At 51.6% G+C, this 15,631-nt stretch carries 11 protein-coding genes and 1 riboswitch; of the genes, 8 read left to right on the top strand and 3 right to left on the bottom strand.

All coding sequences use genetic code 11. The annotated features are described in order from the left end of the window. The first annotated feature begins 9 nt into the window (after positions 1-9). The 6 genes from CLV60_RS15850 to CLV60_RS15825 are packed head-to-tail and all read left to right on the top strand — an operon-like array spanning position 10 to position 8,721. Complete coding sequence (locus tag CLV60_RS15850) at positions 10-1,638, top strand: arylsulfatase (RefSeq protein WP_106596350.1); 1,629 nt, start codon at positions 10-12, stop codon at positions 1,636-1,638. A gap of 33 nt (positions 1,639-1,671) precedes the next feature. Continuing rightward, positions 1,672-3,036 carry a sulfatase family protein gene (locus tag CLV60_RS15845; protein WP_106596349.1) on the top strand — a complete coding sequence of 455 codons (1,365 nt, stop codon included), beginning with the start codon at positions 1,672-1,674 and terminating at the stop codon, positions 3,034-3,036. A 32-nt stretch (positions 3,037-3,068) separates the two neighbouring features. Further along, positions 3,069-4,436, top strand: a complete 1,368-nt coding sequence (locus tag CLV60_RS15840) for a sulfatase (RefSeq protein WP_229210992.1) — start codon at positions 3,069-3,071, stop codon at positions 4,434-4,436. A gap of 15 nt (positions 4,437-4,451) precedes the next feature. After that, entirely contained in the window at positions 4,452-5,882 is a 1,431-nt protein-coding gene (locus CLV60_RS15835; RefSeq protein WP_229210991.1) for a sulfatase, read from the top strand. Continuing rightward, positions 5,879-7,345, top strand: a complete 1,467-nt coding sequence (locus tag CLV60_RS15830; protein ID WP_229210990.1) for a sulfatase family protein — start codon at positions 5,879-5,881, stop codon at positions 7,343-7,345. Before CLV60_RS15835 ends, CLV60_RS15830 begins: the two co-directional genes overlap by 4 nt. Positions 7,346-7,347: 2 nt before the next feature. Beyond that, positions 7,348-8,721, top strand: coding sequence for a sulfatase family protein (locus CLV60_RS15825; protein ID WP_106596348.1), 1,374 nt, complete (start codon positions 7,348-7,350; stop codon positions 8,719-8,721). Positions 8,722-8,794: 73 nt separating this feature from the next. Here the strand turns inward: CLV60_RS15825 and CLV60_RS15820 are convergent, their stop codons facing one another. From CLV60_RS15820 to CLV60_RS15810, 3 genes are all read right to left on the bottom strand, one after another. Then, the gene (locus CLV60_RS15820) at positions 8,795-9,157 is read right to left on the bottom strand and encodes a hypothetical protein (RefSeq protein ID WP_106596347.1); all 363 of its coding nucleotides are present in this window, start codon (positions 9,155-9,157) and stop codon (positions 8,795-8,797) included. Next, entirely contained in the window at positions 9,136-9,555 is a 420-nt protein-coding gene (locus CLV60_RS15815; RefSeq protein ID WP_146151557.1) for a hypothetical protein, read from the bottom strand. Before CLV60_RS15815 ends, CLV60_RS15820 begins: the two co-directional genes overlap by 22 nt. A gap of 112 nt (positions 9,556-9,667) precedes the next feature. After that, positions 9,668-10,750 (bottom strand): Fic family protein, encoded by a 1,083-nt coding sequence (locus CLV60_RS15810; protein ID WP_106596345.1) that lies wholly within the window; start codon positions 10,748-10,750, stop codon positions 9,668-9,670. Between the two features lie 149 nt (positions 10,751-10,899). Continuing rightward, positions 10,900-10,993, top strand: a riboswitch (SAM riboswitch). A gap of 115 nt (positions 10,994-11,108) precedes the next feature. Between CLV60_RS15810 and CLV60_RS15805 the strand changes: the two genes are divergently transcribed. Further along, complete coding sequence (locus CLV60_RS15805) at positions 11,109-12,287, top strand: cysteine desulfurase family protein (protein WP_106596344.1); 1,179 nt, start codon at positions 11,109-11,111, stop codon at positions 12,285-12,287. Between the two features lie 141 nt (positions 12,288-12,428). After that, positions 12,429-15,623 (top strand): SusC/RagA family TonB-linked outer membrane protein, encoded by a 3,195-nt coding sequence (locus CLV60_RS15800; RefSeq protein WP_106596343.1) that lies wholly within the window; start codon positions 12,429-12,431, stop codon positions 15,621-15,623. Positions 15,624-15,631: the final 8 nt, after the last annotated feature.

The following is a 15,631-nucleotide window of genomic DNA, read 5'->3' as shown; positions in this document are numbered from 1 at the left end:
TTCCCATATATGCTTAAAAAACGAATCAGCCGGCTTTTGCTGGCCGTTGCGCTTAGTTCGGCTGCCGCGCAAGCTGTTTTTGCCCAAAAGAAACCCAATGTGATCGTGATCCTGGCCGACGACCTCGGCTATGCGGACCTGGGTTGTTACGGCAGTGAAATCCCGACGCCCAACCTCGACGCATTGGCCCGGAACGGCGTAAGGCTCACGAATTTTTACAATACCGCCCGCTGCTGTCCCACGCGCGCGGCCCTGCTCACAGGCGTGTACAGCCATCAGGCGGGTATCGGGCATATGATGGACGATAAGGGCGCGGACCATCCCGCCTACCGCGGGCAATTGAACCATAACAGTGTGACTATCGCCGAAGTCATGAAAAGTGCCGGCTATTTTACGGCCATGACCGGGAAATGGCACGTCGGGCACCAGCATGGCGTGTATCCGTCGAACCGTGGCTTCGACCGATCGCTGCACGCACCGGCGGGAGGTTTTTATTATGCCAATGGCAATAATGCCAAGCTGTTCCTGAACGGCCAGGAAATTCCGAACGACTCCGACAAGCTGCCCAAGGACTGGTACTCGACTGACCTCTGGACCGATTACGGCCTGCGGTTCATCGATGAGGCCGCGGCTGAGAAAAAGCCGTTTATGCTCTACCTCGCGCACAATGCACCGCATTTCCCTTTGCAGGCACCCGAAGAGGACATTGCCAAATTCCGAGGCAAGTATTTGAAAGGCTGGGAAAAGCTGCGGCAGGAGCGGTACGAGAAGCAAATCAAACTCGGCCTGGTGGATCCGTCGTGGAAGCTGCCGCCTGTTAACCCGAATGTCCAGAAATGGGACAGCCTGAGCGACGCGGAGAAGAAACGTTACGACGACATGATGGCGATTTACGCCGCGGTGATTTACCGGCTCGATAAGAGCATCGGCGACCTGGTAGCAGGGCTGAAAAAGCGCGGTGTATTTGATGATACGGTTATTCTGTTTGTGTCCGACAACGGAGGCAATGCCGAGCCGGGTATCGAAGGCCGCTACGAGGGCGACCAGCCGGGTACTGCTAAATCCACTGTTTTCCTCGGGCAGGGCTGGGCGGAAGCGGCTTGCACGCCATTCTGGGCTTACAAGCATCATACGCATGAAGGCGGTATTTCTTCGCCGGGCATTATTTCGTGGCCTGCGGGTATCCCGGCGTCGCGCAATGGCAAGTTTGAACGCCAGCCGGCGCACATTATCGACATTATGGCAACGCTCGTAGATCTCGGCCAGGCGAAATATCCTTCCACCTACGCCGGTAATGCAATCCAGCCGCTGGAAGGTACCAGTCTGAAACCTGCATTTACGGGCAAGCCCATCAACCGCAAGAATCCGATTTTCTGGGAACACGAAGGTAACCGCGCCATTCGCGACGGCAAATGGAAACTGGTAGCGGAAAAGACTGAGAAATGGCAATTATACGACGTGGAAAAGGACCGTACGGAGTTACACGACCTGTTTGACAAACAGCCCGAAATCACCAAAAAGCTGGTAGCTAAATATGAAGAATGGTACAAGCGCGTCGGTGCGGAGGAATATGACAAGACTTTCAAATGGTTTTATGATTATGATAAAGCCAAGCACGAGGCAGGCAGCGGAAAGTAACACCTGACTATTCATGACAACACCTGACCATATATGACCACAAGAAAATACCTGACCCTGCTGCTGGCGATCCTCGCAATCGTACCGGCGCTGGCGCAGAAGCAAACGCCCAACATCGTGCTGATCCTGGCCGATGATATGGGCAAGGAATGCATTGGAACCTATGGAAGCACCTACCAGACGCCGAATATTGATCAACTTGCGAAAGAGGGTTTGAAATTCAACTACGGCTTTTCGCAACCGCTTTGTACGCCCTCGCGCGTGCAGATCATGACCGGGAAGTATAACTATAAGAATTACTCTGAGTTCGGGTTTCTGAACCAGGACCAGAAGACTTTCGCGCATTTGGCGAAGGAAGCCGGTTATACCACCGCCATTGCCGGCAAATGGCAGCTCGGCGCCAACCAGAAGCTGCCGAAACACTTTGGTTTTGACCAGTATTGCCTGTGGCAGCTCAGTAAGCCCCGCCGCGAGGGTGAGCGTTACGCCAAGCCGCTCATCGACCGCGATGGGGAAATCCTGAAAACGGACGCCGGCGATTACGGACCGGACATTTTCACGGATTACATGCTCGACTTCATCGAAAAAAACAAGGACTGCAAGTTTCTCGCCTATTTCCCGATGGCGCTCGTGCACGATCCTTTTCTGCCTACCCCGGACAGCAAAAGCTGGAAATCGGACGTGGAAGGGCGTTTCAAAAAAGATACGGCCAATTTCAGGGATATGGTTTCTTACCTGGATAAAAACGTCGGCAAGATTGTGCAGAAGCTGAAAGACCTCGGGCTTTACGAGAACACGATCATCATCTTCACCGGCGACAATGGCACCGGCAGACCGATTGTGACGCAACTGAAAGACGGCAGCAAGCTCCAAGGCGGCAAAGGACTGACAATCGATCGCGGCCATCATGTGCCGTTGATCGTCAACTGGGGTACCGGGCGCTACAAAACCCACGAAACGAACGATCTCGTCGATTTTACGGATATCCTCCCGACCATCGCGCAGGCCGCGAATGTGAAGGTTCCTGTCGGATGGAGTACCGACGGTATCAGTATTCTCCCGCAGATCAAAGGCGAAAAAGGTACGCCGAGAAAGTGGATTTTCTCGCATTACCAGCCGATCCATTCCGAAGCCGCCAACAGGCAATCCGCCCGTTTTTTCAGGGACCGCCATTACAAGCTCTATTCCGACGGCCGTTTTTACGATTTGCAAAAGGATATCGAAGAGAAAAGCCCGATTGCATTGGGTAAAGCGGGCACGGAAGGCGAGAAAATCAGAAAGGTATTTCAGAACGAAATGGATAAACTGCCGGCCTGGAAATTCGGTGACCCGGGTGTAGCAAAGGTTATTTTGCCCGGTTTGGAACCGGATCCCGCATTTGCGGAGAAAGGGGATTAATATATTTTATGATGATTAACATGATCGGGAAATTGAAAAGAATAATATGGCTGCTGGCCTTGGCGGTGTTACCTGGCCTAGACGCAATCGCTCAAAACGCAAAATACAACGTCCTCTTCATTGCCGTCGACGACATGAATGACTGGATCGGGCCGTTTGGCGGGTATCCGGGTATTCAAACGCCGAATATCGACAAGCTGGCGAAGAAAGGTGTTGTGTTTAAAAAGGCTTATTGCTCCGCGCCTGCGTGTAACCCGTCGCGTGCGAGCCTGCTCACGGGAGTGAGGCCGTCGAGCTCGGGAGTATACCATAATAACCAGCCCTGGCGGCCGGTTTTGAAGGATGCGGTAACAATTCCACAGTATTTTACAGCCAATGGGTATGAAGTAAAAGGCGCCGGCAAGATTTTCCATAATGCATTCAACGACAAGGCTTCATGGCCTTCCTATTTCGATATTCCGAAATCTCCCGAGCCGCCGAAGGCGCCGGTTAACGGCTTCGCGCATTTCGACTGGAGCCCCGTGAATGTGCAGGATGAAGATATGGGTGACTATAAGGTGGTGAATGAGGGAATTGGTTTTCTGAATGACAAACATGACAAGCCGTTCTTTCTGGCGGTTGGTTTTACGCGGCCGCATTTGCCATGGTATGTCCCGCAAAAGTATTTTGACCAATATCCCTTATCCGATATTAAACTGCCGAAAACGATTGCCAACGATTTGCAGGATGTGCCGGATGCCGGCGTGAAAATCGCCAAGCCGAAGGGTGACCACCGGTTCATCGTCGAGCATAAGCAATGGGAAAAAGCCGTACAGGGCTATCTGGCAAGCATTACGTTTGCCGACGGGCAGATCGGTCGCCTGCTGGATGCCTTGGAGAAAAGTGCGTATGCCCAAAATACGGTGATCGTTTTCTTCGGCGATCATGGCTGGCACCTGGGTGAGAAGGAGCATTGGCGGAAGTTTGCATTGTGGGAAGAGGCTTCGCGCGTGCCGTTCATTGTGTACGCGCCGGGTTTGTCGAAAACCAATGGCGTTTCCGAACGGACTGTTAACCTGATGGATATCTACCCGACGCTCACCGAATTGTGTAAATTACCTGTGAAGAAAGGGGTAGAAGGCAACAGCATTGTACCGTTGCTGAAAAATCCCGCGGCGGCATGGAACCACCCTTCCGTTACGACGCATGGGTTGGGCAATCACGCCGTACGTTCTGAAAAATACCGCTACATCCGCTACAACGACGGATCGGAGGAGCTTTACGACCATGATACCGACCCGCAGGAATGGAAGAATTTGGCGGCTGATGCTAAATATGGGTCGGTGAAGGCAGAGTTGGCAAAGTCTTTGCCCCAAACCGATGCAAAGGACGCCCCGACGGTGAAAGAGGGTAAGGAATAATTCAAACCATAAGCTATGATGAAAAAATATGCATTGCTGGCGCTGGCGGCGCTTTCATTGAGTCCCTTTGCTGCATCAGTTGCCGCGGATGGCGACGACAAGGCCAAGCCGAAGTATAACGTCCTGTTCATCGCGGTCGACGACCTGAACAATGACCTGGGTACGTACGGAAACACATTTGTAAAATCCCCGAATATCGACCGTCTGGCCAAACGCGGCGTTCGGTTCGATAAGGCTTATACGCAGTTTCCGCTTTGCAGCCCCAGCCGCTCGTCGCTGCTCACGGGCCAGCGGCCGGATGTGACGAAGATATACGAGTTGCAGACGCATTTCCGCAAAAACCTGCCGGATATCGTTACGCTGCCGCAGCTTTTCAAAAATAATGATTATTACAGCGCCCGGGTAGGCAAAATATACCATTACGGCGTGCCGGGGCAGATTGGTACCGATGGACTGGACGATCCGGATTCGTGGAATTACCGTGTGAATCCCAAAGGACGCGACAAGACCGAGGAACCGCTGATCAAAAACCTCACACCGGATCGTGGGCTGGGAAGCGCATTGGCGTGGCGCGCGACGGAGGGTACGGACGAGGAGCAAACCGACGGGATGATCGCCAGCGAGGCCATCAAGATTATGAACGAGAAAAAGAATGAGCCGTTTTTCCTGGCGGTGGGCTTTTTCCGACCGCATACCCCTTACGTGGCGCCTCAGAAATACTTTGATATGTACCCGGTAGACCAGGTACCGCTCCCCAAAGAGGTCCCGAACGACCTCGACGACGTTCCCGAAGCAGCATTGTTTACCAAACCGCCGCACTGGGGCCTGGACGAGGCCAAGCGCCGGGAGGCATTGCGGGCCTATTACGCGACGATCACCTTCATGGACGCGCAGGTAGGTAGGCTGATCGACGCCGTCGATAAACTGAAACTCGCCGATAAGACCATCATCGTGCTTTGGAGCGACCACGGTTACAATGTGGGCCAGCACGGGCAGTGGATGAAGCAAAGCCTTTTTGAAAACTCGGCACGTGTGCCACTCATCATCTCGGTTCCGGGAGGTACAAAGGGAAAAGCATCGGGGCGGACTGTGGAGCTGGTCGATATTTATCCGACGCTGGCCGAGCTCTGCGGGCTCGATCCGAAGCAGAACCTGCAAGGCAAAAGCCTGACGCCGTTACTGAAAAATCCGGCTGCCCCCTGGAACAAGCCGGCTTACACCCAGGTGCGACGAGGTCAGATTTTCGGTCGCAGCATACGCACCGAGCGTTTCCGCTACACCGAATGGGACGGAGGGAAAGCCGGTGTGGAATTGTACGATCACCAGAAGGATCCGGGAGAGTTTAGAAACCTGGCGAAGGATAAGAATTTCGTGATTACGGTCAATGAGCTGGCTGTTTTGCTGAAAAAAGGTTACCCGGAAGCGGAGCAAGAAACAGGGAAATGATTTCAAAATATCAGTATGTGATCCGGTTGTCGGTCGTTGGCATTGTGCTGGCGATGGCAACCGGTTTTGTGTGGAAAGTCGACAGCCCTCTTCCGCCACGCAAGCCCAACATCGTGATTGTGCTTGCCGACCAATGGAATGCGCAGTCGCTCGGGTATGCCGGTAATCCGGACGTGAAAACGCCGAATCTCGACAAACTGGCGCAGCGAAGTGTGGTGTTTACGACCGCGGTGTCGGTGATGCCGGTATGCAGCCCCGCGCGTGCGAGCCTGCTCACGGGCCAGTACCCGCTTACGCACGGCGTTTTTTACAACGATCGCCCTTTGCGGAATGAAGCGCTCACCATGGCGGAGATTTACAAAGAGGCAGGTTATGCAACCGGCTACATTGGCAAATGGCATATCAACGGACAAGCCAACTATGAAAAGCAATTCGCGGCCCGTAACCGCGCCGTCCCGCGGGACCGTCGACAAGGTTTTGATTACTGGAAAGCCCGGGAAGTGACCCACGATTACAACAGCTCATTTTATTTCGATGAAAATGATGTGCGCCACGAATGGCCGGGCTACGATGCCTTTTCGCAAACGGACAGTGCCATCCGTTTCATCGACAGAAATAAAGGTAACCCGTTCCTGCTCGTATTGTCCTGGGGGCCGCCGCATGACCCTTACCAGACCGCACCCGAGGAGTACCGCAAAATGTACGATCCTGCGAGGCTGAAACTTCGCCCGAACGTGCCGGATTCGCTGCAAGCCAAAGCCCGGAAAGACCTGGCAGGTTATTATGCGCATTGCACCGCCCTCGACAAAGCGGCCGGCGATCTTTTAAATGCATTAAAAAAGGCTGGTATTGAAGAGAATACGATCCTGCTTTTTACTTCCGACCATGGTGATATGCTTTATTCACAAGGTAAAGTGAGGAAGCAGAAGCCCTGGGATGAATCGGTGTTGGTGCCGCTGCTGGTGCATTATCCTGCTGGTTTTGGAAATACAAAGAAGGAGCTTGCATTGCCTTTTTCGAATGTTGATATACTGCCTACTTTGCTGGGAATCACTAATATAAAAATTCCTGGAAGCGTTGAGGGTACCAACTACGCCGCTATCCTGGCCGGTAAACAAAAACCGACCGGCAATGAAGCAGCGCTGATCCAGGTACCTGTGCCGTTTCATGAAAACAATTTCCTGAATGGGGGCAAGGAGTATCGGGGTATTCGCACAAAACAATACACCTATGTGAGAGATTTGAAGGGGCCGTGGCTTTTGTATGATAATGCAAAAGATCCTTATCAGCTGAAAAATCTCATAGGCTCGCCTGCATACGCGAAGGTGCAGGCTAAACTCGAAAAAGCGCTCCGGGCGAAATTGGCGGACGCGAAGGATCAATTCCTTACGGCTGACGAATACATGCGGCAATGGAATTACCGGTACGACGGCAAGGATAGTCTTCGCGTGAGCGGTTTATAAATATGCAAAAGACATTGATGATCATCACGCTGGCGCTTGCGTGTACCTTCACAGCACTCGCGCAGCAGCCTAAAAGGCCGAATATTATCTTCCTCCTCACCGACGACCACCGCTGGGATGCGCTCGGTGCTATGGGAAACAAGATCATCCAAACCCCGCACCTCGATGCACTGGCGAAGCGGGGCATCCTGTTCCGGAATGCGCATGTCACCACGGCGATATGCATGGTGAGCCGGGCCAGTTTGCTGAGCGGGCAATACATGTCTAGGCACGGGATCAACGATTTTGGTACTGATTTCAAACCAGAGGCCCTCGCGCAAACCTATCCGGCATTGCTGAAAAAGGCAGGTTACAAGATCGGTTTTGTCGGGAAATTCGGGATCGGCGTGAAGAACCAGCCCGACACGCTGTTTGATTACTGGGCAGCCAAAAAGGAAGGCCAGCCGCAGTATGAGCTGGTCAATGCGAGCGGGCGTACCATTCACCACACCGACAGCGTGGGTAAGGATATTGCGCAATTTCTCGAACGTTTTGCAGGTAGAGAGGCTCCTTTTTGTCTTTCCGTGAGCTTCAAAGCACCGCACGAACTCGATGGTAATCCGCCTCAATATCCTGTTCAGGAGCGTTTTAAACCTTTGTATGAAAACGTAACAATCCCTGACCCGGTCACCGCCGCCCCGCAATACTGGGACAGCCTCCCCGCATTCTTCCGCACCGACCAGAATATCGGCCGCGACCGGTGGAAGCCGTTGCTTTCGACGCCCGTACTCCGCCAGCAAACCACACGTGACTACTACCGGCTCATCAGCGGTGTCGACGAGGTTGTGGGAAATATGGTAGCGCGGCTCAAAAACCTGAAAATCGATCAGAACACGATCATTATTTTCATGGGGGACAATGGTTTTTCACTGGGAGAGCATGGTTTGGAGGGTAAATGGTTTGGTTTTGAAGAATCCATCCGCGTACCTCTGATCATTTCCGGCGGCGCATTGCCCAAGAGTCTCCAAGGCAAATCTTCTTCGCAGCTTGCATTGAATATAGACATTGCGCCTACCATTCTTTCGTTCGCGGGAGTACGCGTGCCATCCGCAATCCAGGGTTACGACCTCCTCGCAGCCGAGCAAAAGAAGCTGCCAGCCCGTAAGGACTTTTTCTATGAACATACCTACCTGGGCAGTCCGCGATTGCCAAAGGTGGAAGGCGTTGTAAGCGGTGATTTGAAATATATGCATTACACCGAGCACGGGTATGAGGAGCTTTATGATACAGTTAAAGATCCGCATGAGACGGTGAACCTGGCGAAGCGGCCTTCGGAAAAACCCACACTGGAAAAGCTACGGAAGCGGTATGAGGTGCTAAAAAAGGAGGTAAAATAACGAGGGCGAAAATTACCTTCATTACGCAGACGAGGGCGGAAAATGCCAAAAAGCGCCCTCGTTTGGGAGCGTTTTATTCGACCGGATACAGCTGAGGCAATTTTCGTTGAATGCCGACGTAACCTTCGTATGGGTAATCTGCAAAATCGTTGTATTTATGGTCATCTAGGTCTTCTACATTATTAAATACCCTGACCCGGTTTATCATCCTTCGTTGTTCTGGTGTTACACGTTGCCACAGTAATTTTAGGATGATTTCCATACTTTCATACTCATGTACTTCCGAGAGTGATGGCGCACTGACACCCAGCACGTAGCTGTCTTTTACCATTCCGTGAAAGGCGGGTGCCAAGCCGATTGCATCTATGATCAGACCGTCTTTTTTTGCTTCCCGAAACACTTTTTGCAGTGTTTCTACCAATGCTGTTGCAACCATTGCATGACAATTTTTAGAGAAATAACAAATACTTCGACTTTTGTAGCCGAACAGCCTATCTCATATCTGCGTTGTTCCGACCATATCGCTATTCGGGTCCAGCTTACCTGAAAGACATAGTCCTCTATACAGGCGTTTTCCAAATCGTTCATCAGCCCAGATAGAATTAAAAGGTCGGAGAGGTCATGAATCATAAATGACTTGGCAATATGCCGCGGCACTGCCTCTCTTTCAAACATTTCGACGTCTAGCTTTTTGCAAACTATTGCTTTGAGTGCCAGCTCAATTGCATACCCACCAATGTAATAAGCCGCGCCGGCATGGCCGTTTGCAATGAGGCATTCTGCATCGCGCAGCCGTTCGAGCGCCAGTAATTTCAATGTTGCAGCACTTGCCACGGTTTGATAGGTTTAGTTTGCAGGTCAACAGGCTGCGCGCAAACTAGATTCTGTCCGGCTCGGGAAAACAATTAAATGAGCGAGGTCACGTGCTGAATGTGCAAGCGGTTTCTTAGCTTTTCAGCAAATTCATCAGACGGAAGTTTAAGTAGAGTTTTTCCTTTCCTACATTCACGCTTTGAAGGAAATTCTTTTCTTCCAGACTTTTCAGGTAATTTCCTGCTGTCTTGATATTACCAAGTCCTGCCACTTCCAGGGAGCTTCTTTTTGTATAAGGCAAGCGGAACAGCACTTCAAGCAAGTCTTTGGAGTAAATTTTGGGCAGGGCTTTCTGAATTTCTTCGCCCATTTCCTTCATCAAGGCTGCAATGTGCTCAATTCTGCTGCGGCTTTCGCGTGAAGTAACCTCTATCATATCGAGCATGTAAAGAATCCAGTTTTCCCAGTTGCCTTTTTCCGTTACATGGCGGAGGTTGAGGTAATAGGCATTCTTGTTTTTCAAAATATAGCTGCTCAAATAGAGTGCCGGTAAGTCGAGCAAGCCGCACTGTTTCAGGTAAAGCAGTAGAATAATCCTACCGGTTCGCCCATTGCCGTCAAAGAACGGGTGAATGGCTTCGAACTGGTAATGTATCAATGCCAGTTTGATAAGCGGGTCCAGATCATCGTCGATATTAATGAAGTTTTCGAGTGCTGCGAGCTTTTTCCGGATCACTTCCTCGCTGTCAGGCGGCGTGTAAATAACCTGACTGCTTGCAGGGTTTTTTAGCTGCGTGCCCGGGATATTTCGTATGCCCGACTGGTTTTCCTTAATAATCTGCATAATGGCTATGAACAGATTGGTCGTTAGGACTGGTCTTTTCCGGATTTCTTCCAATCCGTACCATAATGCGTCCTTATAATGAATTACCTCTTTCGTAGGGGCATCATCAATATTCTTCTCTACGATAGATGCCTGAAAGAGCGCATCCTGGGTGGTAATGATATTTTCAATTGCCGAACTCGCCTGGGCTTCCTGCAAATTGATGGTATCGATAAACAGCAGCGGGTTCGGAAGGTTGGTAATAGCCCCTTTCAGTTCCGACAAAGCTCTGCTCGCCGAAATCAGCTTTTTGAAAACAGCCTTCGTTTCCAACTTGCCTTTTGGCGGCAAATCAGGCAGGTTATTGTACGGTTTTACGGGACTGTATTTCATGGGAAGAACAAGGGCGTTTTTTACCTGTGTTTTCAGAACGAAGGTAAAAATATCAAAAAAACGCCCTCGTTCAAATTTCTAAGGTAAAAAACGCCCTCGTTTTTTGCATTCTTAAAATCTTTTATCAATCTTTGTCTATAGAATTTATAGATTTATTGAGAACGAAGGGAGAGGTTAGGCTCTGTGATCTTCTGGCAACCTGTAACTCGTCAAGGTGCCCCAACCTAATTCTATTGATAAATCTGAAAATCCAACCACAGTAGTAAACTGGTATTGTACAGTGAATCAGGCTGGTTAGGCCTTTGAAAACCTGTGCCTTGCCGCGAACAAACTTTGATCAACAACAAACCAGAGACACATGGAAATTTATCTGGATAATGCGGCTACGACCGCGCTGGACCCGGAAGTGATTGAGGCGATCCTGCCATTCCTGACCACACATTATGCCAATCCTTCGTCCTCGCACCGTGCGGGCAGAAGGGCAAAAGAGGCCGTCGATCAGGCACGGCGCACAGTAGCGCATTTGCTGGGCGCTGCGCCGGAAGAGATTTATTTCACGGCCGGGGCTACGGAAGGGATTAACCTTGCATTGTCGGGGGCGATCCAGGCTTACGACCTCAGCCACGTCATCACCAGCCGCATCGAGCATAAGGCCGTATTGCAGACTTTGAAGCGCCACGAGAAAGAGGGAGACATTGAAACCAGCTTCGTAAAACTCGATGAGCGGGGCAATGTGGATCTGTACCACCTCGAGAACCTCCTGCGGGCGAACCCGCGCACCCTCATCGCGCTCATGCACGGGAACAATGAAATCGGGAACCTGACGGACATCCATGCGATCGGCGTGCTGGCGCGGCGGTACAATGCCGTGTTTTTCACCGACACGACGCAGACAATGGGTAAGGCACATTTCGATTTGCGGGAGGCTGATATCGATTTTCTCGTGGGATCTGCGCACAAGTTTCATGGTCCGAAGGGGGTGGGATTTGTCTATATCAATCAAAAACACCGCCTGAAACCGCTGATCTACGGCGGAGGACAGGAGCGCGGCCAGCGGGGCGGTACCGAAAATGTCGTAGGCATCGTGGGGCTTGCGAAGGCACTGGAAGTGGCTTACCGCAACCTGGAAGCAAGCCGTAGCAAGGTTTCCAAGCTGAAACAATACCTCGTCTCGAAACTGGCGATCAGCGGGATCGAGGGTATTTGTTACAACGGGGAGAGTAAATCGGCTGAAAACAGCGTCGCTAATGTGCTCAGTGCTTCGTTTCCCTGTTTGAGCACGGGAAGCCTGGTGGCCAGGCTGGACCAGGTCGGTATTCAGGTTTCAGGTGGGAGCGCCTGCCAGGGCGGTGGCGCATCGCATGTGATACAGGCGCTGGCGTGCGAAGCCGACAAGGAGAACGTAAGGTTCTCGTTCAGTAAGTTTAATACATTCGAAGAGCTGGATCTGGTGGTGGACGCTATTACCCGAATCTACGAATCCGACCCGGTGGTTTCGACGCGTGCGGGCTGGAAAAGGATCGCCAGCTGGGCGTAGCAGATAATTTGCCCAAAAAATAGCGGTATTAGCATGGGAAATATCGTCACGGTATTACATTTGTATATTAAATCTATAAAATAAGTAGAGTAATTAATGAATCATAAACATTTAAGCTGTCCCTAACTTCCAATCCACATCATGAAAAGAAATTTAGTACTGATTTTCCTCCTGTTCAGTATCGCCTGGCTGCAACCGGCACAGGCGCAAACCATCCCGGTTACCGGTAAGGTGACCTCCACCAGCGGCGAAACGCTGCCCGGCGTGACCGTTCTCATCAAAGGCACTTCCAAAGGCACCTCTACCAATGGCGACGGCAGCTATGCGATTGAGGCCGACGCTGGTTCGATATTGAAATTTTCGTTTATCGGTTTAAAATCCATTGAATTGCCCGTTCCGCGTGACGGCAAACTCGACGTTCGGCTCGAAAGCGACGAGACGATCTTGCAGGAAGTGGTTGTGACGGCGCTCGGCATTGCGAAAGAAAAAAAGTCGCTCGGCTATGCGGTGCAGGAGTTGCAGACTAAAGATGTAGCCGAGGCCCGCGAGGGTAACCTCGTAAATGCGCTTTCGGGCAAGATCGCCGGCGTGAATATTACCAACAGCCAGGGCGGGATGGGCTCGTCGCGGATCGTGATCCGGGGTGAAACGTCGATTGCCGGTAATAACCAGCCGCTTTTCGTGGTGGATGGAATCCCGGTCGATAATTCGCAGCTGGGTGCTGGTGCCAATGGCTCACGCGATTTCGCGAATGCGATTGCCGACATTAACCCGAACGACATCGAGTCGATTAGCGTGTTGAAGGGGCCAAATGCGGCCGCATTGTACGGCTCCCGCGCTTCCAACGGGGTGATTCTGATTAAGACCAAAAGCGGCAAAGGCACGCAGCGTGGGTTGGGTGTGAATGTGAATTTCGGCTATTCCTCAGAAAAATTGCTGGTATTGCCTGAGTATCAAAATGTGTTCGGGCAGGGAACGGGCGGTGCATTCTCTTACGTGAATGGAAAAGGAGGCGGTGTAAATGACGCGACCGACGAAAGCTGGGGCCCGAGAATGGACGGCAGGCTGATCCCCCAGTTCTTCTCGAACGGCGAGGCGGTGCCATTTGTGGCGCATCCCGACAATGTCAAAAACTTCTTCGTAACGGGTCATACCCGCACAACAGGCGTATCCGTGGCGGGCTCTAACGACAAGGTGGATTATCGTTTCTCCTTCAACAACAGCAAGCAAACCGGCGTGATCCCGAATACGGATATTTCCAAAAACTCATTCGGAGTGAATACGACTTACCGCCTGAACGACAAGCTGACGTTATCGACCAGCGCGAATTTTGCGCGGAACAGCTCCGATAACCTGCCAGGTACCTCCGGCCGTGGGAGCAGCGTAATGCTTCAATTCCTGTGGTTCGGACGCCAGGTCGATACCGAGTTGTTGAAGGATTATAACAAAGGCGGTTTCGACTACAACTGGAACCACAGCTATTATAGCAATCCTTACCTGTTGCAATATGAAAACACGGCTCAGCAGCGCCGCGACCGCTTTTTCGGTAATGTGAATTTGAATTACAAGATTACCGACTGGCTCACGGCCAACGTGCGGACGGGTAACGACTATTATAACGACAAGCGCAAATTCAGGGTCGCATATGGTACTAACGGCACGCCCTATGGCTCCTACACCGAGGACAGCTATGTTGTGAACGAGAACAATACCGACTTCAATTTCAATTTTCACAAGAATGTTAGCACCGATTTTGAACTCGACTGGCTGGTAGGAGGTAACCTGCGCAGCAATTTCAACGAGCAGAATTACCAGCAGGCGCCACGCCTGGCGGTAGCCGACCTGTACACGCTTAACAACTCGCGCGATCCGCTCGTGTCCTACAATGTGCTGCGCAAACAGAAGGTTTACAGCGCATTCAGCTCCGCACAAGTGGGCTTCCGCAACTATGCGTTTTTGAACCTGACGGCGCGCAACGACTGGTCATCGACATTGCCTACCGGCAACAACTCGTACTTCTACCCGTCGGTAAATGCGAGTTTGGTGCTTACGGATGCATTCGATATCAAAAGCAATGTGCTCACGTACGCCAAACTCCGCGGCGGCTGGGCCGAAGTGGGCAAGGATACCGATCCTTACCAGTTGGTGAATACGTTTCCATTTAACCAGCCTTTTGGCAGCGCACCTTTGCTGACGGTTTCGGACGTGTTTCTGAGCGAGGATTTGAAGCCGGAAATCACACAATCGACCGAGATCGGTGCCGATGTGGCATTGTTCCGTAATCGCGTTCGGTTGGATGTGAGTTATTATAATACAGATAGCTATAACCAAATTTTGCGTGCAGATGTGAGCCCTTCGACGGGTTACAAGCAGAAACTCCTGAATGCGGGCCATATCAACAACCGTGGTATCGAGGCTATGCTGAATGTGAAGCCGATCGAAACGGAATCAGGTTTCAAATGGGACATCGGTATCAACTTTTCCAGAAACCGCAGTAAAGTGGTGGAGCTCGACGACGAGGGCTTCCTGAACGATTACAAACTGGGTACCAATGGTGTGACCGTTTATGCCAGCAAGGGCTTGGGTTACGGCGCGATATTCGGTTCTGCATTCGCACGGGCTGAAAATGGTGAGCAAATCATCGGTGCTAACGGATTGCCTGCGAAGAATCCAAGTTTGCAAGTGCTTGGCCATTACACGCCAAAATGGATGGGCGGTATTAATAACTCGTTCTCTTTCAAAGGATTTAACCTGAATGTGCTCATTGATACCAAGCAAGGCGGCTCTATTTATTCGGCTACCAATGCAACCGGCCGCTATACCGGCGTGCTGAAATCGACATTGCCCGGCCGCGATGCGGATCACGGCGGTTTGACCTACTATTACCCGGGTAACAACAAAGCCGGCGTAGCGGTGCAGGTGGCTAATGCAGCGGCAGCTCCCACGGGCGCGATCGTGTACGACGACGGTATCATTGCCAACGGCGTAACCACCGACGGCAAACCGAACACCGTGATCGTTCCGGCGGAGCGCTATTACAAAGGCGTTTACAGCAATAGTGCGGGTATCAACGAGGCGAGCGTGTTCGATGCGTCGTTCATCAAGCTGCGTGAAGTGAAACTCGGCTACACCGTCCCGCAGACATTCATTTCCAAATTCAAGTTGCAAAGCCTGACCCTCGCGCTGTATGGCCGTAACCTGGCGTTCCTGCAAAAGAAAGCGGACAACATCGATCCTGAAACGGCCTTCAACACCGGCAACACCGGTCAGGGGCTCGAATCGTTGCAGCTGCCAACGACCGCTTCTTACGGTTTCAATCTTTCAATAGGCTTCTAAATTGACCC

The organism is Dyadobacter jiangsuensis (genome assembly GCF_003014695.1).
Lineage (GTDB): Bacteria > Bacteroidota > Bacteroidia > Cytophagales > Spirosomataceae > Dyadobacter > Dyadobacter jiangsuensis.
Note: the sequence above shows the minus strand (reverse complement) of the source record. Positions and strands in the feature narration are given on the sequence as shown.

Bases quoted from the DNA above. Each gene is read 5' to 3' on its own strand.
- CLV60_RS15810 (WP_106596345.1), bottom strand. From the start codon at position 10,750: ATGAAATACAGTCCCGTAAAACCGTACAATAACCTGCCTGATTTGCCG.
- CLV60_RS15830 (WP_229210990.1), top strand. From the start codon at position 5,879: ATGATTTCAAAATATCAGTATGTGATCCGGTTGTCGGTCGTTGGCATT.
- CLV60_RS15850 (WP_106596350.1), top strand. From the start codon at position 10: ATGCTTAAAAAACGAATCAGCCGGCTTTTGCTGGCCGTTGCGCTTAGT.
- CLV60_RS15825 (WP_106596348.1), top strand. From the start codon at position 7,348: ATGCAAAAGACATTGATGATCATCACGCTGGCGCTTGCGTGTACCTTC.
- CLV60_RS15845 (WP_106596349.1), top strand. From the start codon at position 1,672: ATGACCACAAGAAAATACCTGACCCTGCTGCTGGCGATCCTCGCAATC.
- CLV60_RS15820 (WP_106596347.1), bottom strand. From the start codon at position 9,157: ATGGTTGCAACAGCATTGGTAGAAACACTGCAAAAAGTGTTTCGGGAA.
- CLV60_RS15835 (WP_229210991.1), top strand. From the start codon at position 4,452: ATGATGAAAAAATATGCATTGCTGGCGCTGGCGGCGCTTTCATTGAGT.
- CLV60_RS15800 (WP_106596343.1), top strand. From the start codon at position 12,429: ATGAAAAGAAATTTAGTACTGATTTTCCTCCTGTTCAGTATCGCCTGG.
- CLV60_RS15805 (WP_106596344.1), top strand. From the start codon at position 11,109: ATGGAAATTTATCTGGATAATGCGGCTACGACCGCGCTGGACCCGGAA.